Raw genomic sequence first — 23,026 nt, forward strand, 5'->3', positions numbered from 1 at the left:
TCGCGCGCATCATTATCGCGGCAACGCCGTGTCCGTGCGCGACGGCGCCTGCGCGAGCCGCCGGATCGCGGCGATCAGTTCTGCGGGCGCCACGGGCTTGTGCATGTGCGCGTCGAAACCCGCGGTGCGCGCACGCTGATCGTCGAGTGCGTCCGCGTAGCCGGTCAGCGCGATCGCGGGCAGTGGCCCGCCGCGTATCGGCGGCCGCCCGCCTTCCAGTGCGCGCAAACGGCTCAGCACGTCATAGCCATCTTCGCCGGCCAGCATCAGATCGCAGAGCAGCACGTGCGGCCATTGCGCCGGGTCCGCCGCGCGCAGCCAGTCCAGCGCTTCGGTGCCCGCTGCACATAGCCGTACGCGTGCGCCGCTCGTGCTCAGCACCGCTTCGAGCGCGTCGCGCGCTTCTTCCTGGTCGTCGATCGCGAGCACGAACAGGCCATCGAGCGCAGCGGGCTCCGCCGAATCCGGCGCCGTGGGCGCCGACGCCAGTGGCGGTTGCGCATCCGAGACCGGCCGCAGCGGCAGCATCGCCACATAGGCGAGCCACCCGTTCAGCGGCGTCAGCGTGAAGCCGCCGCCCGCGGCCGCCAGCGCGCTTTCCATCTGCCGCGCCGCCGCCTGCGATAGCTCGGCCGGCTTGTCGCCCATGCCGAGCACGCTGAACCACACGTGGTTGCCGTGCCGCTGCGCGCGCAACGCGATGCGCTGCCCCGGGCTCGCCTGCGCGATCTCATTGCGGCACAACTCGGCGATCAACGGTTGCAGCACGCTCGGATCGCCGGTCACGCGCAGCTCGTGGTCGGACGGCTCCGCGTAGACGACGACGCGCTGCCCGGCGATCTCGTCGTGCAATGCATCGATCACACCCGCCGTCAATGCGCTGACGCTGACCGATCGCGCGGTCAGCCGGCGCTGCGCGTGTTCGAGTTCACCCTGCTGCCATTGCAGCGACCACATCTTCGCGTACACGCCCTCGCGCGCGAGCAGTTCCCGATGCGTGCCCTGCTCGACCACCTGGCCGTGCTCCATCACCAGAATCCAGTCCGCGTCGACGACGGTAGAAAGTCGATGCGCGATCACGATCGACGTGCGGCCTTGCGCGAGGCGCGTCAGCTCGGTCTGGATCGCGCGCTCGGAGCGCGTGTCGAGCGCCGAGGTCGCCTCGTCGAACACGATGATGCGCGGGTCCTTCAGAATCGCGCGCGCAATCGCGATGCGCTGCCGCTCGCCGCCCGATAGCCGCACGCCCCGCTCGCCGACGCGCGTGTCGTAATGGTCGGGCAAGCGCTCGATGAACTCGTCGAGCTGCGCGGCCCGCGCCGCCCGCACGACGTCCGCGCGCGTCGCCGACGGACGTCCATAGGCAATGTTGTAGGCGATCGTTTCATTGAACAGCACGGTGTCCTGCGGCACGATGCCGATGGCCTCGCGCAGACTGCGCTGCGTGAGCATGCTGATGTCTTGCCCGTCGATGCGGATCATGCCGCGCTCGGGCCGATAGAGGCGAAACAGCAGCTTCACGAGCGTCGATTTGCCCGAGCCGCTGCCGCCGACCACCGCGAGCGTCTTGCCCGGATACGCGTGAAAGTCGACATCGCGCAGCACCTGCCGCGCCGTGTCGTAGCCGAAATCGACGTGTTCGAACTCGATCAGCCCCGCGCCGACCTTCAGCGGCTGCGCGTCGCGCGCATCGATATCCTCGCCGACGCGGCCGCGCGCCGCCAGAATCACGAACATGCGCTCGACGTTGACGAGCGCGTCGTTGGTCTCGCGAAACACGAAGCCGAGCGTGTTCAGCGGCATGCAGATCTGGATCAGGTAGGCGTTCACCAGAATCAGATCGCCGACGCTCATGCTGCCGGCCACCACGTGCTGCGCGGCGAGCAACATGACCGCCGCTACCCCGAGCGCGATCACCGCGCTCTGTCCCACGTGCAAGGCGGTCAACGCGTTCTGGTTAGCGATGCGCGCGTGCACCCACTTCTCCAGCACGTTGCCGAGCCGTTGCGTCTCGCTTTCTTCGGTCGCGAAGTATTTGACCGTGTCGTAGTTCAGCAGACTGTCGACGAGCCGCCCGTCCGATTGCGCTTCGAGCAGATTGACCGCGCGCTGGAATGCGACGCGCCGCCGCGTGAACACGAACGTATAGCCCGCATACAGCACGAAGGTCACGACGATCGCGAGCATGAATTCGCGCGCATAGCTATGCACCATGATCGCGACGATCACCGCGATCTCGAAGAAGGTCGGCACGATCGCGAACAGCGCGGTGCCGAGCAGAAAGCCGATGCCGTCGGCGCCTTTCTGCACGTCGCGCACGATCGCGCCAGTCTCGCGCCGCGCATGAAAGCGCGCGCTCAACCGATGCAGATGCGCGAAGGTCCGCTCGGTCAGCGCCGCGACCGTGCGTTGCACGACGATGCTGAACACGACGTCGCGCGCCTCGTTCAGCGCGTCGCCGAAAAATCGTAGCAGCGCATAGGCGAGCACGAGGAACACTGGAAACGCCACCTGCGCGAGCGGATGGCTCAGTTCGTCGACGATGTGCTTCAGCGTGAGCGGCATCAGCACGGTCGCGAGCCGCGCGGCGATCATCAGCGCGAGCGCCCCGCTGGTCTGCCAGCGATAACGCCATACCGCATGCGCGAGATCGCCGACGATTCGGCGCGTCAGTTCGGAGCGAGGCGGCGGGGCGGAATTCGGCATGAGGTCGTGGTGGGGGCACCCGGAAGAAACGTCGCACAAGTGTGGCGTCGCGCAAGCGGCGCGCCCGGGCGCAAGCAAAAAAGGCGCTGGCTCCAGCCCTTTTCCGCGCACTTCTTACTTGTTAATTGGGCGGGGTCCTTCGCCCATCCTAGTACCGGCGCGGCGCAAGCGGTTCGAAGTTACATGACCGTATGTAGAAACAGGGGACGCCACAGCGCTTCTCTACCCACGACAAAGGGCACGCTACAGCGCTTCGTACGGTTCCGCGCGACGTTTGCGTCGTTTGTCCGCACCGCAGGATGCGAATGGCACACCACATGCTGTGCGCCGCTTACGAAAGTCAACATCAATAGCCGCTCATCGCAGGAAGGAATGCCAATGAAGATCGCCCTGATCAGCGAACACGCGTCGCCACTTGCTGTCGCCGGTGGCGTCGACAGCGGCGGACAGAACATCTACGTCGCGAACGTCGCGCGTCAACTGGTGGAAATGGGCCATCAGGTCGACGTGTTCACGCGCCGCGATCGCGCACTGCTGCCCGAGCGCGTCGACATGGACGGCGTGCGCGTGATTCATGTGCCCGCGGGACCGCCGCGGCAATTGCCAAAGGAACGACTGCTGCCGTTCATGGACGAGTTCGCCGCGTTTCTGAGCGCGTTCTTTCGCCGCGAACCGCAGTCCTACGACGTGATGCACGCGAACTTCTTCATGTCCGGCTTCGCCGCGCTGCAAGTGAAGGCTGCGCTCGGCGTGCCGCTGGTCACGACCTTTCACGCGCTCGGCCGCGTGCGACGTATCCATCAGGGAACGGATGACGGCTTCCCCGACGAGCGCTTCGCGATCGAAGACGAACTGGTCGCAGGTTCGGACGTGCTCGTCGCCGAATGTCCGCAGGACCAAGCCGATCTGCTCGAACACTATCGCGCCGATCCAGCGCGCATCCAGATCGTGCCGTGCGGTTTCGATGCCGAGGAGTTCATGCCCGTCGAGCGCGAAGCCGCCCGCGATGCGCTCGGCTGGCGCCAGCACGACTTCATCGTGCTGCAACTGGGCCGGCTCGTGCCGCGCAAAGGCATCGACAACGTGGTGCGCGGCGTCGGCGTGCTGAAGCACACGTTCAACGCGGCGGCGCGGCTGTACGTAGTCGGCGGCAATTCGGACGCGCCCAACGAAATCGCGACGCCGGAGATCGCGCGCCTGCGCGAGATCGCCCGCGAATGCGGCGTCGCGGAGCAGACGAGCTTCGTCGGCCGGCGTGGTCGCACGCGGCTGCGCTACTTCTATAGCGCCGCCGACGTGTTCGTGACGACGCCCTGGTACGAGCCGTTCGGCATCACGCCGATCGAGGCGATGGCCTGCGCGACGCCGGTGATCGGCGCCGATGTCGGCGGCATCCGCTACTCGATCCTCGATGGCGTGACCGGCTTTCTCGTGCCGCCGCGCGATCCGCACGCGCTCGCCGCGCGTCTCGACCGCTTGCGGCGCGACCCCGCGCTCGCGCGCCGGATGGGCGAAGCGGGTCTCGACCGGGCGCGGACCGGCTTCACCTGGCGCGGCGTCAGCGATGCGCTCGCGCAAATCTATGCACGCGCGGCAAGGCTCGCACCGACCAAGACATCGCTCGACACCGCGTCCGAGCCGGCGCAGCTACCGCTGCGAGCAGCAGCCGGAGCGTCGTCCCGTTGACGACGGCGCACGCCGCGCGAACCCGCACGGTGTGCGCATCTGGAACACGCCGCGGCCGGTCCAGCGGCTGCGGCGCGCCTTTTTCCGACTTTTGACCGAAGCTCGCGCATGCCACGAACCATCATGACGCTACCCGCCGTGTTCATCGACAAGGACGGCACGCTGCTCGAAGACGTGCCCTACAACGCCGATCCCGCGCTGATGCGTTTCGCGCCGGGCGCGCGCGAAGCGCTCGCGCTGCTCGCCGCGTACCCGTACGCGCTGTTCGTGATCAGCAATCAGTCTGGCATCGCGCTCGGCAAGTTCGAAGACAGAGCGCTGTTCGACGTCGAACGCCGGCTGCGGCAGATGTTCGCCGAGTGCGGCGCCACGCTCGCCGGCGCGTACTGGTGTCCGCATCATCCCGAGGGCAGCGTCGCGCGTTACGCGATCGTCTGCGACTGCCGCAAGCCCGCGCCCGGCATGCTGCTGCGCGCGGCCGAAGAGCATGAGCTCGATCTCGCCAACAGCTGGTTCATCGGCGACATTCTCGACGACGTCGAAGCGGGCAATCGCGCCGGCTGCCGCACGATCCTGCTCGACAACGGCCACGAAACCGAATGGCGAACCGGCCCGCAGCGCACGCCGGGAGCGCGCGCCGCCAGTCTGCACGAGGCCGCGCAACGCGTCGTATTGCACGGCCTGCCGCCGGGCACCGCGGCGCGCCGCAAGGAGGCGCCGCGGTGAACGCACCTCTGCCACTTGCGCCGCCCACGCTGGCTCACGCGCGCGCGCCCGATACGTCGCAGCCGGTGTGCTGGGGCGGCGAGGTCAAACGGATTCTGTGCGTGCGCCTCGACAATCTCGGCGACGTGCTGATGACCACGCCCGCGCTGCACGCGCTGCGCGAGTCCGCCGAAGACCGCCATCTCACGCTGCTGGCGTCGCGCAGCGGCGTCGCGCTCGCGCCGTTTCTCGACGACGTCGACGATGTGATCGAATACGACGCGCCGTGGGTCGCGCCCGCGTCGACCGTGACGCGCGATCTGCTCGACGATCACCGCATGCAGCAGCGGCTGCGGCGCGGCGGCTTCGACGCGGCGGTGATTTTCACCGTCTATAGCCAGAGCCCGTTGCCGGCCGCGATGCTCTGCTATCTCGCGGGGATTCCGCGCCGCCTCGCGCATTGCCGTGAAAATCCGTACGCGCTGTTGACCGACTGGCTGCGCGAGCCGGAGCCGCAGCAGCGCACCCGGCACGAGGTGCAACGCCAGCTCGATCTGGTGCATCACGTCGGCGCGCAGACGGGCGACACCGGCATGCGCTTTCGCGTGCCGCCGGCCGCGCGCCAGTCGCTCGACGCGAAACTGAGGACGCTCGGCATCTGCCGCCACACCGAGTGCATCGTGCTGCATCCAGGTGCGACCGCTGCGTCGCGCCGCTATCCGCCCGAGCGCTTCGGCGAGGTCGCCTCGCAGCTCGCGCGCGAGACCGGCGCCTCGGTGCTCGTGACCGGCGGCGCGAGCGAGCGAGCGCTCGTCGAGACCGTGATGCGCACGGCCGCGCCCGGCGCGCGCGCGCAGCTATACGACCTGAGCGGTGCGCTGACGCTCGCCGAACTCGCCGCGCTGCTCGAACGCGCGAGCGTGCTCGTGTCCAACAACAGCGGCCCCGTGCATGTCGCGTCCGCGCTCGGCACGCCGGTCGTCGATCTTTACGCGCTGACCAACCCGCAGCACACGCCGTGGCAAACGCCGCAACGCGTGCTGTATCGCGACGTCGAATGCCGCTGGTGCTATCGCAGCGTGTGTCCGCACGGGCATCACGCCTGCCTGCTCGGCGTTCCGACCGACGAGGTCGTGCACGCGGCACTCGAATTGCGGCAAGCGCATGCGCATGCGCCGCGTCGTGGTGTATCGGAGCGCGCCGGTCGCGCCGATGACACGAGCACGCCGTCGCTGATCGATCAGCCAACCGTCCCCTGAACCCACTTCCACTGCCAATGCCATGTACACACTCGGAATCAATGCGGTCTATCACGACAGCGCCGCCGCGCTGCTGCGCGACGGTGTGGTGCTCGCCGCCGCCGAAGACGAACGCTTCACGCACGTCAAGCACGCGAAACGTCCGGTGCCGTTCTCGACCTGGCAGCTCCCGTTCGATGCGATCGACTACTGCCTGAAGGCCGCCGGCATTACGCTCGCCGCGATCGATCACGTCGCTTACTCGTACGACCCCACGCTATTCGGCGGCATGCCGAAGAGGCCGGGCGCGACGATCGAGCTGCCGTTCGATCCGGCCGGCACGCGCCCGGACAACCCGTCCGCGTCGGCGTGGGACCCGCTGTTCCTCAGCTATATCGCCAACGCGAAGGGCCAGCTGCTCGACGGCGCGCCGCATCATCTGCGCAAGCGCTTCCAGGGCGTGGATCGCGAGCACGGCTTCGCATGGCACTTCGTCGAGCACCATCTCGCGCACGAGGCGAGCGCGTTTCTCGCCGCGCCGTTCGACGACACCGCCGTGCTGACGATGGACGGCCGCGGCGAGGGCGTGACGACCAGCATGGGGCAATTCGTCGGCGGCGAGTACCAGCGTCTGAAACAGGTCGAGCTGCCGCACTCGCTCGGGCTGCTCTACGAAGCGGTCACCGACTGGCTCGGCTTCCTGCACTCGTCGGACGAGTACAAGGTGATGGCGCTCGCGTCGTACGGCAAGCCGGCTTATGTCGAGGTGTTCCGCGAGATCGTCCGCTATCGGCACGACGGCAGCTATACCGTCGACGCTCCGCGGCTGACCGAACGCTTCGGTCCCGCGCGCGAACGCGGCGGGCCCCTCGAACAACGCCACTTCGATATCGCCAATTCGTTGCAGCGCGTGCTCGAGGAGACCGTGCTGGAACTCGCGCACTGGCTGCATCGGCGGACCGGCTTGAGCCGGCTCTGCATGGCGGGCGGCGTCGCGCTGAACTGCGTGATGAACTCGAAGGTGCGCGACGCCGGGCCATTCAGCGAAGTGTGGGTGCAACCGGCGGCCGGCGACGCTGGCACCGCGCTTGGCGCGGCACTGTGGACCGACTATCGCGAGCGTGCCGCGCGCGGCGACCGCGAGCGTCACTGGAGAATGGATCATGCGTATCTCGGGCCCGAATACAGCGAAGCGGAAATCGAGCAGTTCCTGCGCTGGTCGAAAGTACCGTACCGGCGACTCGCCGATATCGCCGGCGAGACCGCCGATCTGCTCGCGCAAGGCAAGGTGATCGGCTGGTATCAGGGGCGCACCGAATTCGGGCCGCGCGCGCTCGGCGCGCGCTCGATCCTCGCGTCGCCGGTCGATCCGCGGATGCAGGCGAAGCTCAACGAGATCAAGGATCGCGAGGACTTTCGCCCGGTTGCGCCGGTCGTGATGGAAGAGGAAACCAACGAATGGTTCGTGAACGGCCAAACCGCGCCGTTCATGCTGTTCGTGTTCGACGTGCGCGCCGACAAGGCCGCGAGTATTCCGGCCGTGCGGCATGTGGACGGCACCGCGCGCGTGCAGACCATCAACCGCGCGCAGCACCCGCTGTACTACGACTTGCTGGCGGCGTTCAAGCAGCGCACGGGCGTGCCGATTCTCGTCAATACGTCGTTCAACACGCGCGGCGAGCCGATGGTGAATTCGCCGCGCGACGCGGTCGAGTCGTTCTGGACCTCGCCGCTCGACGCGCTCGTGATCGGCCCGTTCCTCGTCGACAAGGCGGGGGGCCGCTCATGAACGCCTCGGTCATGTGTCCGTCGCCCCTGCATGGCGGCGTGGCCGCGCGCTACAGCAGCGAAGCTGCCGACGAAACCGGCCGCACGTTGCGCACGCAGTCGTGGCCCGACGTGTCGGTGGTGGTGCCCACCTACCGCCGTCCCGCGATGCTCGCGAACTGCCTTGCCGCGCTATGCGCGCAGCAGTTCGCGCCGCACCGCTACGAGATCGTGGTCTGCGACGACGGTCCCGACGACGCCACGCGCGCCTGCGTCGAACGATTCGCGCGCGAGAAGGCGCCGCGCGGGCTGGAAGTGCACTACCTCCCGGTCACGCGCACCCAGGGGCCGGCCGGCGCGCGCAACGCGGGCTGGCAGTATGCGCGCGCTTCGCTGATTGCCTTCACCGACGACGACACGCTGGCCGATCCGCACTGGCTGACGGCTGGCGTCGCGGCGCTCGCGCAAGGCGCGACGGCGGCCGCCGGCACGATCGTCGTGCCGCTGCCCTCGCCGCCCGATCTGCCGACCGATTACGAAGCCGACGCGAGCGGCCTCGCGCGCGCCGAATTCGCGACCGCGAACGTGTTCGTCACGCGTGCGGCGCTCGTCGCGACCGGCGGCTTCGACGAACGGTTCACGTCGGCGTGGCGCGAGGATTCGGACCTGCAGTTCACGCTGCTTACCGCGGGCGGCCAGATCGTGCGCGCCCGCGACGCGGTGGTCGTGCATCCGGTGCGGCCCGCGCGCTGGGGCGTCAGCATCGCGCAGCAGAAAAAGAGCCAGTTCGATGCGCTGCTTTATCGCAAGCATCCCGAACTGTTTCGAACCCGCATCCGCTCGCGGCCGCCGCTGCTGTACTACGCGATTCTCTGCGCCGCGTTGCTGGCGATCGGCGGTTCGTTCGCGGATCAGCCGATGCTCGCGGGCGCGGGTTTGAGCGCGTGGTGCGGGTTGACCGGCTATTTCTGCGCGCGGCGGCTGCGCGGGCGCAACCACGGCTGGCGCCACGTCGCCGAAATGCTCTGGACGTCGATCCCCATTCCGTTTTTATCGATCTACTGGCGGCTCTATGGCGCCATCCGTTTCAAGGTGTTCTTTCCATGAGCCCACCCTCGCTGCTGGCGGCGCTCGCGCCGCGCCGTATCGCCGTGTTTCGCGCGCTGCAGCTCGGCGACATGCTGTGCGCGGTGCCCGCCTTGCGCGCACTGCGCGCGGCCGCGCCGGATGCGCATATCGCGCTGATCGGACTGCCGTGGGCACGCGCGTTCGTCGAGCGCTATGCGGTGCTCGTCGACGAGCTGATCGTGTTTCCTGGCGCGGTCGGTTTTCCCGAGCAGCCCGAATCGAACCATGGCTTGCCCGCGTTCTTCGTGCGGATCCGCGAGCGGCGTTTCGATCTGGCGATCCAGCTGCACGGCAGCGGCGGCATCGCCAACGATCTGCTGCATCAACTCGGCGCGTGTGCCGACGCAGGCTTCGTGCAGCCCAACGAGGTACCGCGCGAGGGTTGCTTCATCGATTGGCCCGATGCGCTGCCGGAGCCCGAGCGCTATCTCGCGCTGATGAGCGCACTCGGCGCGCCGGCGCACGACCGGCGTCTGACGTTCCCGCTCACCGAACTCGACTTCGACGAGTACACCGCGCTGCGCACGTATCACGGCATCGAAGACGAGCGGCTCGTGCTGGTTCACCCCGGTTCGCAATTGCCGTCGCGCCGCTGGCCCGCCGAGCGCTTCGCGGCCGTCGCCGACCACCTCGCCGCCGACGGCTGGCAGATCGCGATCACCGGCACGGCCGCCGAAGCGCCGCTGACCTGCGCGGTGCTCGGTGCGATGAGCGCGCCCGCGCTGCATCTGGCGGGTGCGACGTCGCTCGGCGGACTCGCTGCGCTGGTCGCGCATGCGCGGCTCGTGGTCTGCAACGACACCGGCATCTCGCACATCGCCGCGGCGATGGCGAGCGCGTCGGTCGTGATCGCATGCGGCAGCGACACGCGGCGCTGGGCGCCGCTCGATCGTGCGCGGCATCGCGTGCTGGCCGACTATCCGGCGTGCCGGCCGTGCATGTTCCGCGACTGCCCGTATGGTCATCCGTGCGCGCTGAACGTGCAGGTCGAACAGGTGGTCGAGACCGCCCGCGAGCAGCTTGCGCGCGCGCCCGGCGCGCAACCAGGCGCGCCAGGCAGTCTGCATGAAGGAACCGTTTCGCTGTCTTTCGAGGATCTGCACCATGTTGCGTAATTGCCGCCGGCTGCGCGTGCTGACCTGGCACGTGCACGGCAACTACATGTATTACCTGAGCCAGACGCCGCACGATTTCTATCTGGTGACGAAACCCGGTCATCCGCCCGGCTATGCCGGCAAGGTCGGCGTATTGCCGTGGGGCGACAACGTGCACGAGATCGCAATCGACGACGTGCCCAACCGCGAGTTCGACGTGGTGCTGTACCAGCATCGCATCCACTGGGACCACGATCGCGAGCGCGTGCTGAGCGCCGCGCAGCAACGTCTGCCACGCGTCTATGTCGAGCACGACCCGCCGCAGGAGAACCCGTTCGAGCAATGGCATTGGGTCGACGATCCCGGCACGCTGCTGGTCCACGTCACGCACTTCAACCGGCTGATGTGGGACAGCGGCGTCACGCCGACGCGCGTGATCGAACATGGCGTCGTGGTGCCCGACGGCGTGCGCTACAGCGGCGAACTGCAGCGCGGCATCGTGGTCGTCAATCATCTCGCGCAGCGCGGCCGGCGGCTCGGCGCGGATGTCTTCAGCGAAACGCGCACGCGCGTGCCGCTCGATCTCGTCGGCATGGACGCACAGCGGCTAGACGGCATCGGTGAAATCGGCAACCTCGATCTGGCCGCATTCAGCGCGCGCTACCGCTTCTTTTTCAATCCGATCCGCTGGACCAGCCTCGGCCTCGCGATCGTCGAGGCGATGACGATCGGCATGCCGATCGTCGGTCTCGCGACGGCCGAGCTCGCCACCGTGATCCGCAACGGCGAAAACGGCTTCGTGCATACCGACGTCGACGTGCTCGTCGACGCCATGCTCGGGCTGCTGCGCGATCCCGGCGAAGCGGGGCGGCTCGGCGACGGCGCGCGGCGCACGGCGCTCGAACGCTTTCATATCGACCGTTTCGCGCAGGACTGGCACGACGCGCTGCTGCACGTCACGGCGTGATGCCACGCTCCTTTTCAACGTTCATGCGGTCCAACCACAGGATCACGCACCATGAAAGAACTTACCCGCAAGCGCATTCTGGTCACCGGCGGCGCCGGCTTTCTCGGCTCGCACCTGTGCGAACGGCTCGTCGCGCAGGGACACGACGTGCTATGCGTCGACAACTTCTATACCGGTACGAAGGACAACATCGCGCATCTACTCGACTGCGCGAACTTCGAACTGATGCGTCACGACGTGACGTTCCCGTTGTATGTGGAAGTCGATGAAATTTATAACCTCGCGTGCCCCGCGTCACCGATCCACTACCAGCACGATCCGGTGCAGACTACGAAGACCAGCGTGCACGGCGCGATCAATATGCTCGGGCTCGCCAAACGCGTGAAAGCGCGGATTTTCCAGGCGTCGACGAGCGAGGTGTATGGCGACGCGCTCGTCCATCCGCAGAAAGAAGACTACTGGGGCCACGTGAATCCCATCGGTCCGCGCTCGTGCTACGACGAAGGCAAGCGCTGCGCGGAAACGCTGTTCATGGACTATCACCGCCAGCATGGTCTGTCGATCCGCATCGCGCGCATCTTCAACACCTACGGCCCGCGCATGCATCCAGCCGACGGCCGGGTGGTGTCGAACTTCATGATGCAGGCGTTGCGCGGCGAGCCGCTGACCGTCTATGGCGACGGCTCGCAGACGCGTTCGTTCTGCTATGTCGACGACATGATCGACGCCTTCATCCTGCTGATGAACAGCGCCGACGATCCAGGCGGCCCGGTCAACCTGGGCAATCCGCACGAAGTGTCGATGCGCGAGATCGCGCAGCGCGTCGTCGCGGTGACCGGCTCCGCGTCGCAGCTCGAATCACGGCCGCTGCCGGCCGACGATCCATGGCATCGACAGCCGGACATCTCGTTGGCGACAAAACTGCTCGGCTGGCAGCCGGGCACGTCGCTTGACGAAGGGCTGCCGCGCACCGCGCGTTATTTCCGCGCGCGCATCGAGGCGAGTCAGCACACGCCGCCGCCTGCGGGCATGGACGGCGCCGGAGTCACGTCCGCTCGCCTTCATTGAGCCAGCGGCGCAGCGCTGCCGACGCAGTGGCGCGTTTCACGCGATTAGTCCTGCGAAACGCGCCGCGCGGGCTGCACGATGAGAGATCCGGTAAGAAGGTGACGCAAACGGCTCCGGCACGCAATTTCTACACGGCTGGCGTGTCCGCGCGAATGCGCATCACGGTCTGACGCGACGTGCCGAAGCGCCGCGCGACCTCGCTGACCGACTGTCCTCTGCCGAGCGATTGCAGCACGCGTTGACGCTGCTGCTCGGAAAGCGACGGTGGCCTGCCCGTGTGCTTGCCGCTTGCGCGAACGGCCGCGAGACTGTCGCGGCTGCGCAGGCTGCGGCACGCGGCGTCGAGCCGCACCAGCGCGCGCAATGCCTTCACCGCCGAGGGCTCGGGGCGCCCGGCCAGATCGGTATGGCCGACTTCGACGCAACGCAGCGCCACGCCGGCCTTCCGGCACTGCATCACGGTGGCGAGGATGTCGCGCGCGTTGCAGCCGAGCGCGGCCAGCTCGAGCACGACGAGCGTGTCGCGCGGCGCGATTCGTCGGATCAGACTCTGCAGCTCGCGGCGGTCGCGCGCCTGCGCATAGGTCGGCAGATCTTCGACCACGACCCGCGCGAGCGTGACCATGTAGCCGGCCTTGTCGAGCCGGATCAGCGCCTGCTCGTGCCGAACCGCATCGTGCGCGCCGAACAGATAGATGTGTAGTTTTTCCACTTCGCCTTCGTAGTCACGATCCGCCATTAGCGGCGCTATTACGTCGGGGTTCCGGTTTTTCGAGCGACGACGCCTGGTCACGCCGTCACTCATCGCGCTCAGGGCTGCCGCTGGCCGCCTTGATGCGTCGGAGGAGTCTGGTTCTGTTGCTGCTGTCCGCTGTCGCGGCCGGGCTGCGCCGGATTCGACGGCTGACGATTCGAATTCTTGTCCGAAGTCATGACGCTCTCCTATGTGAGATTGCGGGTGACCGTGGCTAACCGCGGCCATCGTGATCAAGCCGCAACCACTGTTCCCGGTCCTGCCCGCGCCAGAGCGTTGCGGCGCGGGCATGCAAGCGCCTGGCTATGACGCTTCCGCTGACGATGCGAGCAGCCCGGTGGAGGAATTTTCAAAGTGTATCAACCGCATTGAACGTCCAATACGGTTGGCGTCGGTATTGGCGCGATTGAACTGTCATTACGTGGGCGGTGGAGGCGCGGCAAGTGACGGCCGCCCATCGCGGAACCGCAATCGGGGACGACCGCGGAATCCGTCTGACGGGAAGGCAGGTAGCGCCCTGCTCAAAGCTCGGCGCCAGAGCGGCCATGCAGATACGAGCCGACGCGAAGAACGCGACGGCTCGCTCGCCTCTTTACTGAAGCCCGCCATGATCTTCTCCTTACCGGCCACCACGGCCGGTAGGAAAAGTGCAGGATTATGCGAACCGTTGCAACCTAGTTCGTCTCGCGCGATCCCGCCTGCAAAATGGCGGTAGCGCCGTCGTCGGCATGGCGCTTCGCCTGATTTCCCGTTGAGGGTAATCTTGAATATCTTAAGCTTCAGATATTAACGAATCCCGGCCGACCCTCTATACCTCTTCTCTCAAATCCCCTGCAACGCGATATCGCCCAATACACCGAGAAGCAGCCCGGCCAGACGCCCACACCGTGCCGCGTAATCCGTGCCCTCACGCCGTTTGTCTCAAACCACAACAGGCGACCGCGGCGTGAACTGCCCTGCCCTTCTGCCGTGTCAGACCGACTCTGGTTGAGCGGAAAGCTCGTACTGCAAGAGTCGTCGTACAGGATGAGAGAACAACTGTCGGCTTTTCCACAGGCCACCTGACGGGAGTAAGCGCTCAAGCGCTCGCTCCCCGTCGACAACGCGAGCGTGGTCGGCGTGCCTGGTTCAGTAACCTGGCGGAGGCGCCGTATCGTAGGCCGGCGGCGGAGGCGTCGCTTCGTCGTGCGTCCGGTACGCATCGGCGGCGCTGCGCGGCACAGGCACCCGGTGGCCATTGCCATACATGCACTGAACGTACGCCTGGTCGTAGCGGTGTTGAAGGCTGGCGGCCGAGCTTTGCGCCATGCCGGCGCCGATCATGCTGCCGCCGAGCAGACCTGCGCCTGCGCCGACCGCTGCGCCGCGGCGGCCGTTGAACGCCGCACCGGCCGCCGCGCCGAGCGCGGTACCGACGGCCATACCGCCCAGGGCGCCCGTCGCTGTGGCCTGTTGGGTGCTCACGCCGCCGGTCTGCTGGGAAGCAAATTGCTGGCATGTCGCGTCGTCGGCGCGGAATTGATCGAAGGACTTGCCGGTGCCGGGCAGGGCCATCACTGTGGGACCCATCGGCATGCTTGCACAGCCGTCGAGCGCGATGATGCAGCTCAGGCTGACCGCGGCGGTGACTAGCGCGGATACGCCCCGTTTCGTTCGCATTGCCAGAGAAAGAGAATTCATTTTGCTCATGTCATTTCGGCCCGGTTGGCCTCACCGGCACTTCCACCCAGCCGCTCGAACACCCCTTCACGTACGGGTAATACTTTTTTGTCACCGGGCAATACCACCAGGTACCCGACGGCGGACTCGTCTGCGTTTTTTCGACGTAGACGGTGGTCGGGGTTGGCTGGACCGACTGGACGACGAGTGGGGCGGGCGCAGCGTAGACGACGGCGGGGGGCGCCATGATTATGGGGGGCGGGATGCCCACAAGGACACCGACTCTCACATGCGCTTGCGCGGTGCTATTCAGGCATACGGCCGTAGTCGCGATCAGCGCAAGCAAAACTATCCTGGATCTCACAAACTTTCTCCTATTCGATGAAGCGGGCCTGCCGCGACCCGGCGCAAAACGGTAAGGCCATGGCGCAAAAAACCGAACGGGTTCAACCGGGCGAATTCCGCTGCGCGACAAAAAAGGGATCTCGTTGGTGCTGGTTGAAGTGAATCCCGCGTGGCCGAACCTGGTGATTCCGGGGCCGGCCGACCCCGAATGCAGATTCCCGAGATCTACGCCTTGCGCTGAACCTCGCGTCCGGATGGGGTACGCCGACGTCGCCATGGAAAGCCAGACAAGGCTGCGGCTTGCCCCGCCGTGATGTCCAATCAACTTTCGTTGTAGATAGAACGATACGAGGCCAACTGAGCCATTGCCGGTACCCCCGAAACTGCGGAGCCCAATTTCACGCCACCGTGCCCACTGAACGCCTGCTGTTGAGCCGCCACGCTCGCCAGAGCCGCGTGGATGTTCGCCGGATAGTGTGCGTCACCGTTGGGATGGTCAGAGCCCGCTAGCTGCAGTCGGATGACTTCTTCGTGCACTAGCTCACGCGTCAGAGGACCGTTGCCCTGAGCAGAGGTGCCCGTGGGGAGAGCGATGACTGACACGACAGTGAGAACGGGCATGAACGCTTTAGCCATGATGAAGCTTCCAGTCTCGGGCGCCAGGAACAACAGGCGCCGGGTTAGCGAAACAACGACCAGGCAAGGTCCTTGAAGCCCGTGTGCCCGTTCCGTTGAGGTCCGTCATCTTCTTATCGTTTAATTAGAAATAGCTCTCTTCAATACATTGTTTCCGTGCTTGCAACGTCGAGAGGCATCTATCCGCGCGCAGCGGTCGCGAAACGACAGGGCAGGTCAACGATTCGCGAGCCACCCAACCTCCATGTTCATGAAATGGCAACTCACAATTGCGCGCGTCGAATAACGACGCGCTGTCGTTATACTGCAACCCACATCTGACACAGCATGTGCTCGGTTTTGCGGTGGATACCGGCTCCGTTATTTACACTGATGCACTGATTGGTATAGGTCCGGCAGCAATCGACACTCACGCTCCCGGTCGCGCCACCGATGCCGTCGGCGCAAAAGCAGCCGCTATTCTTCCTTTAACCCATAGGAGTCTTTAATGCAAAAGTGGTTTGCCGCGCTGCTGATTTCATTCGCAGCGAGTTCGCATGCAGCCGGCGATTCCTCGATGAACGCAACGGTTGAAAACGTCGCAGGTACGAATCAGGTCGGCGGCTTCGTCGTGCTACGGTCAGCGGACAGCAAGTGCCGTTATTACGGTGTACTGCAGCAGACCGCTCGTGCGCCGCGTGGCATGGCAGAGCGCATCGCTGCACTGACCCAGGACGGAAAAGTCTATGACTGGATGACAGTTATCAGTTACTCGGAATGCCTGCAAGCGAACGGAACCTATACCAAGGAACGCGTTTCGCTGGATTCGCCCGGCGGAAAGCGGTTCCGCGTGGGCGATAGCGTAGAGCTGCGATCACCGGTGTAACGAGGGCCAGCAAGCCACCGATAACGGCTTTTACCAGTCCCACGACCGCGAGAAATCACTTCGACGACTATCTATTCTCGCTGATTGCAGACAGGACACGGAGCTCTACCGGACCGGAATTGCGATCGGTGGGTTCCTGGTTCGAGATGATATCGCTCATACTTCGGACTACGACGGTTCGAGAGATCGACAGCGGTATTTCTGCAGCACGTAGTCGCTTCAGGATTGCAAATAGCAGATCGCTTCTGGTATCCCCGGCGATTCTCGGGCTACCGACATAGCCGGTAACAGTCAATGTCATACCGTCAGGCGTCAACTGGCTAAAGATCACCGATGGCGCGGGACGATCGAGAACCGATGGGTGATCCAGGTAAGCTTGCAGAAGAACATCGCGCACCTGCTCCGGATCGACGTCCAGCGCAAAGGTAAGGGCCAGTGTGACAACCCCCTGCGTTTTGTTTCCCATTGTCACGTTGCGCACATTCTGAGAAATCAGGTGCGAATTCGGCACGATCACCGTTGATCTGTCTGCGAGCTGTATTTCGGTCGCACGTACACTGATGCGCCGGATATCGCCTTCGATGCCGGTGATACTGATCATGTCGCCTACTTTGACCGGCCGTTCAGCAAGCAATATCAGCCCGGAAATGAAGTTTTTAACGATTTCCTGCAGACCAAAGCCGATGCCTACCGACAATGCGCTGACGATCCACGCCAGGTTATGCCATTTCACGCCGAGTACGGACAAGGTTTGCAGCGCGACGAGGACATAGCAGACGTTGGCGAAGACCGTCACCAGCGACGCGCGCATACCCGAACTCATTTGCGTCTTGGGCAGAAACTCGGCGTCCAGCCATTTGCGCATGAGCCCAACCAGATACAGGCACACTGCACAGGTAAAGATAGCGCTGAAGATATGGGCGGGAACGATATTGAGCGCATGTAATCGCTCGCCACCGAGTACGTCGAGAATGCTATCGACCAGATCTCGGGGCGTTGTCCCGAGGCCGCCCGTTAGCAGTGCGATGACTGCGGCGAGCATCAATGCGCTGCGAAGAATGGCGGAGAGTACCGTTGCCACCTGTTCGAGATGAACATCTTGCAGCCCGAATAGATGCCTGATTGTTTTGCCGCTGGCGTGGCATGGCGAAAATACGGTTTCGCAAACGTCATGAGCGAGCTTCGTCAGCAGATAAACGCTGCTCAGTACGAGATCGAACCAGACCAGTTCGTAAGTCAGGAACCGCGCGAACGAAACATAACCACAGAGCAATGCAATCAGAGAAGCTCCGACGGCAAGGCTGACGGCGGCATGAATAATGCCAGCGAGGGTAGAACGCGCCTCAGGCGATTCTCCGGCAGCGGCGAGCGCAGTGAGTACCCGGTTTGCGCGTAAAAGCGATATCCCGATGGTCAGAGCGACCACCAACGCCACCACGCCGCGAGTAAAGAGCGTAAGTTGCACGCTGGTATCGACGGCCCGGTTGATCTGCTCGATGGCTCCTGAAAACAGCAGCAGTGCGGCCAGTATCCGTGGGAAAGGGCGTAGCGCGCGAGCGACGGGATCCGCGATGGCCGGCAACCGCCATGACGGATGTCGTGTGCAAAGCAATGCCCGGCCGAGAGCAGCGACCAGCGCGCAGGTCACAACATGTTTGATGATTTCGCTGGCGAAGCCTTGCAGCGCAGGAGGCAGCGCCTGCTGACGGGTCAACGCGAAGTAGAGCAGATCAACGGCACATATGGTGGTCACCAAAGACGCGAACACGGTCGAGATCGCCATCGCGCTGCGCCGTATCCGGCCTTCCGGAAGGCGGCGTAGGCAGAACCGTTCTGATGCTCTGTCAAGAAGCCGCGTTCCAATCGTTGCAACGGCCAGGGCGAGCAGCACAAGCAGGGCGGTTGCAACCCGCTGCCCCGGTTGCCATGTCGTTTGAATCTGCCTGTCGATCTGCGCCTTGAAGTCTCGCAGACGTTGATAGTCAGCCGTGTCCGGGTGGAGCGCCGACGCCCAGAACGCGGCGCTGACTATGCTGTCGGAACGAAGGGCCAGTTGATCTTTCAGATGGTTTTGCAGCAGTCGCGTGATCTGGGCGCTCAGGTTGGCAAGGTTCTCCTTGATCGTTGCCGCCTGCTTGAGTTCGGCATCGAGTTGCAATTGCTGAGCGGCGAGAACGCTGCGCTGTTCGGCGACCGCGGGAGTTTCCGCGGCGGATTCGGAAGCGGGTGCTGTTCCGAGTACGTCGAGCTGGGCATGCGTTTTCGCGCGATCGGGCTCCAGCGACGTGGTTATCAGCCTGTCGACGTCTTCGGCAACGCGCCGGCTCAATGCGTCCAGCCCGGACAGCTGCGCGTCGCTTGTTGCCGTCGAAGCACGCTGCCGGATCTGGTCCTGTTTTTCCTGAAGCGCACCGAGCCTTTGTAATGCCTCGGAGCCCGCGCCCATGGATGGCGAAGAATCAGCAGGAGCATCTATGCTAAGGGGCGGCAGTGTCGCTGCGTTGGAGGCAACCGGAATCAGGCCGAACATCGTCAGCGCGATAAGGTGAAAAATGACTGCAACTATTTGTCGCGCGGCGCAAGCGCGGCGAAGAGTATGCATTTGAGAGATCTGGCTCATGCACGCGATACCTATGTAAGCGGTGTTGCATTCGGTCGCGGCCGGGCGTGAAATGAGGGAGCCGCACTGCGATAGGAGAGCAAGCTTAATGAATCATACATGATTATAATATCATATATGATAGGCAAGGCAAATATGAAAGGTGGGTGCACGGTCAGCGCCTGGCCCGCTGATGTGCGATGGGGGCCGCTTGAGCACCGGCGTGCGCTATCCAGTTTGGGCGAGAAACGTTCGGTATAGCGGGACGTTGAAAGATGGAAGCTGATCTTGGATGCTTTTTACAAGGCTTCCCGCGATATCGGGCTCCCGACTAATTGGCATCTATCAAACCATCGTTTCCTGGACTCACCGGTAGGCGCGCAGGCAACGCGGTAATGGAGGAGCATCGACATGGAACAGAGCAACGCATTGCCGGATTCGATCCGAGCAGCGATTGAGGCGCACGGCGGTGCAGCGCGATGGGCCGAACTGGCGGAGATCGAGGCGACGGTTTCCGCCTGCGGCCTTCTGTTCACCGCAAAGCGACGGCCGATACTGCGACAGGTGCAGGTTCGCGCGTCGACACACGAGCCTCGTTTCGCTTTCCACGATTTTCCGCATGTTGGCGAAACGAGTGAACTTCAAGGAGAAGAACTTGTTCGCGTCGTCGGGCGAGACGGGGCTATCCTGGCTCGCCGCGACGGACCGCGAACCGCATTTCGTGGCTGGCGACGGCAAATCTACTGGGACGACCTCGACTTTGTCTATTTCGGCGCCTACGCGTTCTGGAACTATCTGACAGCACCTTTCTTATTCTTGCGCGGCGGCTTTACGTTCAAAGAACTTCCGCCACTGGCGACTTCGGCCGGGATATGGCCAAGAATCCGGGCGACCTTTCCCAGCGACATTCCAACGCACAGCCGGGTCCAGGATTTCTATTTCGATAGGCAACATCGCCTTTGCAGGATCGATTACACCGCCATGGTTATCGGACGCTGGGCGCGGGCCGCTCACATCTGCGAGGACTTTCGCGAATTCGATGGATTCCTGGTACCGACTCGCAGGACGGTAAAGCCACTGCCGGTTGGCAATGCTCCATTGCCAGCTCCGACTCTCGTCGCGATCGAGGTCCACGATTTTCGACCAAGGCCTTCCGATTGACGCCAGTTCAATCGGCCGCTGCGACTGACGAAGCAAGGCGGCCGCGGTCAGTTGTTCGAGGTTGTGAAGGCACTTGCATGCTGACTTCGACTCGACATCGAGGTTGCCCTCGCCAGGCGCCCGGCGCGTCCGCCGTCGTGACGGGAATGACGGTTTTCGGAAACTCGCGATGGTAGCTTTGGGGCGGCGCCGCCTGAACGCGAAAGGGATCTGCCTCGTGGTACTTGACGTGTCTGGATTCCATGGCGGGTTCCCTCACTGACGGGGTGGCGGCACTCACGATGCCGTGGCCCGAACGCGCGGTGCGTGGGCCTTTTGGGGCTGCGACTCGAGCGCGGTTGTCGCGCCGAGCACTGACCGGATGGCTCGCAGCGCCTCTTCCTGCGCGGGTGTCGGCGGGATGCGCAGCACCCGCCGGTCGGCCAGCAGCTTGTCGAGCAAGGTCAGGAGCCGGTTTCGGTCTTCCGGGCTGGCGAGCAGATCGGGCAACGTCTGGATAGCCTGTTGCGGCTCAAAAGTCGCGATGAGTTCCTGCTCCCCGCGAATGCGCCGCCAATCGGCAGGAGGCAAATGCGGCAGGTCGTCGGCATATTCATCGACCAGTTGCTTGACTGTCTCGATGCGCGATAGCGGCAGCGGCTCGCCCTTTGGCGCGAGCAGGAACGCGGTGCGCGCGACCGCCTCGTTGTAGCCGCCCTGCCTCAGCGAGGCGAGCGCCGCCTGGACGAACGGCAGGCTGCGAGGATCGGCGGCGGCGGACGTGCCGGCCCCATGCTCGCCGAGGCGGTCCGGGTCGTACATTGCGAAAAGATTCGCGTAGATGGAGAAGAACAGTGCTTCGATGCTGGCGTCTCTTACCGCCCGGAACTGGTCGAGCGAGGCGCTGATCAGTTCTGAGCCGCGCTGCTCCACCTTGCGCCAGGGTTCGAGGTCGCTCGAGGGCTGCCGGCTGGCTCTGACAGCATCGGCCATCGGACGCAGCGCGGCCACCCACGGATTCAGGTCCGAGAATGCCCAGCGCTGCAGACGCAACGGATGAAAATCGCGCAGCAACCGCGCGGTCATCTCGTTCGACGCATGCTGCACAAAGGGTTGAACGAACAGCTCGTAGGCTCGCTGGTTGAACTCCGACACCACCGCCACGGCCTTGAACGGCTTTTCGTCCTCGCGCCGCAACTCGTTGAAATGCTCGACGGCTTCTTCCAGCCGGTGTTCGGTGAGCGAGACCTCGTATTCCGTTTTGCCGTCTGCGCCCTTTCCCTCCTTGATCGACATGCCGTAGAGGCCCGGCGCGAGCGTCTCGATTGTCTCCAGCACGTTGAAGATTTGCGTGTATTCCTTCTTCGCTACCTTGCCGGAAACAAAGATGCCGAGATGGCCGACGTCCTCGTGCATCAGGGCGACGATGACCTGGCCGCGCGCCTTGATCTCCTCGGTGCTGCTGTATATGTCAGCGACCCAGTTGAACGCCTGTTGCGGCGGCGTGATGTTGTCGCCCATCGATGCGAAAAGGATGATGGGCGAGCGGATGGCACGCAGATCGAAGGATTTGCCCGACGGGCCCGACACTTCGCCGGACCACAGTTTGTTGCCGATGAAGAGGTTACGGGTGATCCACTCGATCTCCTCCCGGTTCATCAGGTAGTAGCTGCCCCACCACCGCTCGAACTCGATAAAGCGCGCCGGTTCCGTATCGATGTTGGCGAACACGTTGTAGTACTTGTCCCAGAACGTGTTGGCGGGGTTCAAATACTCGAAGTTGTTCACGAGATGCGCGCCGTCGAACTTGCCGTTGCCAAGATCGGCCGCCAGGGACGAGAGCCACGTGCCGCCCAGAATGCCTCCGGCATAACGCATTGGATTGGGCACCTCGCTCTCGCTCCACGCCCCGCTCCAGTAAGACATGGGCGCACCGTTGACCAGGATGGGACCGGTGTCTTCCGGCGACGAACTGGCAAGCATCATCGCGGCCCAGCCGCCCTGGCAATTTCCGACGATCGCGGGCTTTGGGCTGTCTGAATGCAGTTCGCGCACCTTCCGTACGAACTGCTGCTCGGCCGCGCACACGTCGAGCAGGGTCTGGCCGGGCTCTGGCTCCTGGGAGAACACGACGAAGTAGACGGGATGACCGGCGCGCAGGGCAACGCCGACCTGCGAATCGTCCTTGAAGCCCCCGATGCCGGGACCGTGCCCGGCGCGCGGATCGATGATCAGATACGGGCGCTTCTTCACGTCGACCACGACACCCTCCGGCGGCCGTATCGACAGCAGAGCGTAGTTGACGGGCCGCTCAAAGTGCCTCGCGTCGAGCACCATGTCATAGTCGAAATGCAACGCCGGCTTGATCCCGGCCTTGTTGCGCTCGATGAACTCGTTGCCGCGTTGACGCAAGGCATCCCAGAACAGGACGGAGCGCTGCGCGAAATCGGCCGTATAGTGCCAGGCACCCCATGGTGTGAACTGCGCCAGGTTGGGAATGGTGAGTTCGGACGTGCCGTCGCCCCCCTTGATTGCGTCGCTCGTCCTCTGCCCGAACCGTTGCCGGGCCTCTTCCAGGCGATTGTGCAACAGGCGCAGGATTTTCAATGCGATCTCGTGATTGCGTGACAGCTGGGTAACCTGGTCCATCTCATGAATCTCCTTAAGCG

At 64.6% G+C, this 23,026-nt stretch carries 17 protein-coding genes; 10 read left to right on the forward strand and 7 right to left on the reverse strand.

The window, feature by feature from the left end:
- Window positions 1-12: 12 nt before the first annotated feature.
- A complete protein-coding gene (locus tag HDG34_RS08225) occupies window positions 13-2,706 on the reverse strand; it encodes an ATP-binding cassette domain-containing protein (RefSeq protein WP_184059086.1) in 2,694 nt (897 codons plus the stop codon).
- Window positions 2,707-3,084: 378 nt separating this feature from the next.
- On the opposite strand from HDG34_RS08225, the gene HDG34_RS08230 reads away from it, so the two are divergent.
- The 8 genes from HDG34_RS08230 (at window position 3,085) to HDG34_RS08265 (ending at window position 12,359) form a co-directional block, all read left to right on the forward strand.
- Window positions 3,085-4,392, forward strand: a complete 1,308-nt coding sequence (locus tag HDG34_RS08230) for a glycosyltransferase family 1 protein (RefSeq protein ID WP_184059088.1) — start codon at window positions 3,085-3,087, stop codon at window positions 4,390-4,392.
- A 123-nt stretch (window positions 4,393-4,515) separates the two neighbouring features.
- A complete protein-coding gene (locus HDG34_RS08235) occupies window positions 4,516-5,118 on the forward strand; it encodes an HAD-IIIA family hydrolase (protein WP_184059253.1) in 603 nt (200 codons plus the stop codon).
- Window positions 5,115-6,356 (forward strand): lipopolysaccharide heptosyltransferase II, encoded by a 1,242-nt coding sequence (waaF, locus tag HDG34_RS08240; RefSeq protein WP_184059090.1) that lies wholly within the window; start codon window positions 5,115-5,117, stop codon window positions 6,354-6,356. Before HDG34_RS08235 ends, waaF begins: the two co-directional genes overlap by 4 nt.
- 22 nt (window positions 6,357-6,378) lie before the next feature.
- Complete coding sequence (locus HDG34_RS08245) at window positions 6,379-8,124, forward strand: carbamoyltransferase C-terminal domain-containing protein (RefSeq protein ID WP_184059092.1); 1,746 nt, start codon at window positions 6,379-6,381, stop codon at window positions 8,122-8,124.
- Window positions 8,121-9,209 (forward strand): glycosyltransferase family 2 protein, encoded by a 1,089-nt coding sequence (locus HDG34_RS08250; protein WP_184059093.1) that lies wholly within the window; start codon window positions 8,121-8,123, stop codon window positions 9,207-9,209. Before HDG34_RS08245 ends, HDG34_RS08250 begins: the two co-directional genes overlap by 4 nt.
- On the forward strand, window positions 9,206-10,345 hold the full coding sequence (locus HDG34_RS08255; protein ID WP_184059095.1) for a glycosyltransferase family 9 protein: 1,140 nt from the start codon (window positions 9,206-9,208) through the stop codon (window positions 10,343-10,345). Before HDG34_RS08250 ends, HDG34_RS08255 begins: the two co-directional genes overlap by 4 nt.
- Window positions 10,335-11,291: a glycosyltransferase gene (locus tag HDG34_RS08260; protein WP_184059097.1), complete on the forward strand. Its 957-nt coding sequence runs from the start codon at window positions 10,335-10,337 to the stop codon at window positions 11,289-11,291. Before HDG34_RS08255 ends, HDG34_RS08260 begins: the two co-directional genes overlap by 11 nt.
- A 51-nt stretch (window positions 11,292-11,342) precedes the next feature.
- On the forward strand, window positions 11,343-12,359 hold the full coding sequence (locus HDG34_RS08265) for a UDP-glucuronic acid decarboxylase family protein (protein ID WP_184059099.1): 1,017 nt from the start codon (window positions 11,343-11,345) through the stop codon (window positions 12,357-12,359).
- 127 nt (window positions 12,360-12,486) lie between these two features.
- Here the strand turns inward: HDG34_RS08265 and HDG34_RS08270 are convergent, their stop codons facing one another.
- The 4 genes from HDG34_RS08270 to HDG34_RS40110 all read right to left on the reverse strand — a co-directional run bounded on the left by HDG34_RS08270 (window position 12,487) and on the right by HDG34_RS40110 (window position 15,753).
- Window positions 12,487-13,098 carry a recombinase family protein gene (locus tag HDG34_RS08270; RefSeq protein WP_184059101.1) on the reverse strand — a complete coding sequence of 204 codons (612 nt, stop codon included), beginning with the start codon at window positions 13,096-13,098 and terminating at the stop codon, window positions 12,487-12,489.
- A 71-nt stretch (window positions 13,099-13,169) separates the two neighbouring features.
- Window positions 13,170-13,292 (reverse strand): hypothetical protein, encoded by a 123-nt coding sequence (locus HDG34_RS38980; RefSeq protein WP_013094087.1) that lies wholly within the window; start codon window positions 13,290-13,292, stop codon window positions 13,170-13,172.
- Window positions 13,293-14,241: 949 nt separating this feature from the next.
- On the reverse strand, window positions 14,242-14,802 hold the full coding sequence (locus HDG34_RS08275) for a YMGG-like glycine zipper-containing protein (protein WP_260321080.1): 561 nt from the start codon (window positions 14,800-14,802) through the stop codon (window positions 14,242-14,244).
- A 636-nt stretch (window positions 14,803-15,438) separates the two neighbouring features.
- Window positions 15,439-15,753 (reverse strand): DUF4148 domain-containing protein, encoded by a 315-nt coding sequence (locus HDG34_RS40110; RefSeq protein ID WP_143037312.1) that lies wholly within the window; start codon window positions 15,751-15,753, stop codon window positions 15,439-15,441.
- A 487-nt stretch (window positions 15,754-16,240) separates the two neighbouring features.
- On the opposite strand from HDG34_RS40110, the gene HDG34_RS08285 reads away from it, so the two are divergent.
- Window positions 16,241-16,618 (forward strand): hypothetical protein, encoded by a 378-nt coding sequence (locus HDG34_RS08285; RefSeq protein WP_221309069.1) that lies wholly within the window; start codon window positions 16,241-16,243, stop codon window positions 16,616-16,618.
- A 67-nt stretch (window positions 16,619-16,685) separates the two neighbouring features.
- Here the strand turns inward: HDG34_RS08285 and HDG34_RS08290 are convergent, their stop codons facing one another.
- The gene (locus HDG34_RS08290; RefSeq protein ID WP_184059103.1) at window positions 16,686-19,238 is read right to left on the reverse strand and encodes a DUF3772 domain-containing protein; all 2,553 of its coding nucleotides are present in this window, start codon (window positions 19,236-19,238) and stop codon (window positions 16,686-16,688) included.
- A gap of 390 nt (window positions 19,239-19,628) precedes the next feature.
- On the opposite strand from HDG34_RS08290, the gene HDG34_RS08295 reads away from it, so the two are divergent.
- Window positions 19,629-20,378: a hypothetical protein gene (locus HDG34_RS08295; RefSeq protein ID WP_184059105.1), complete on the forward strand. Its 750-nt coding sequence runs from the start codon at window positions 19,629-19,631 to the stop codon at window positions 20,376-20,378.
- 276 nt (window positions 20,379-20,654) lie between these two features.
- Here HDG34_RS08295 and HDG34_RS08300 read toward each other — a convergent pair whose 3' ends face one another.
- The gene (locus tag HDG34_RS08300) at window positions 20,655-23,006 is read right to left on the reverse strand and encodes a DUF3141 domain-containing protein (RefSeq protein ID WP_184059107.1); all 2,352 of its coding nucleotides are present in this window, start codon (window positions 23,004-23,006) and stop codon (window positions 20,655-20,657) included.
- Between the last annotated feature and the right edge of the window lie 20 nt (window positions 23,007-23,026).

The sequence above is a fragment of the Paraburkholderia sp. HC6.4b genome (assembly GCF_014200875.1).
Lineage (GTDB): Bacteria > Pseudomonadota > Gammaproteobacteria > Burkholderiales > Burkholderiaceae > Paraburkholderia > Paraburkholderia tuberum.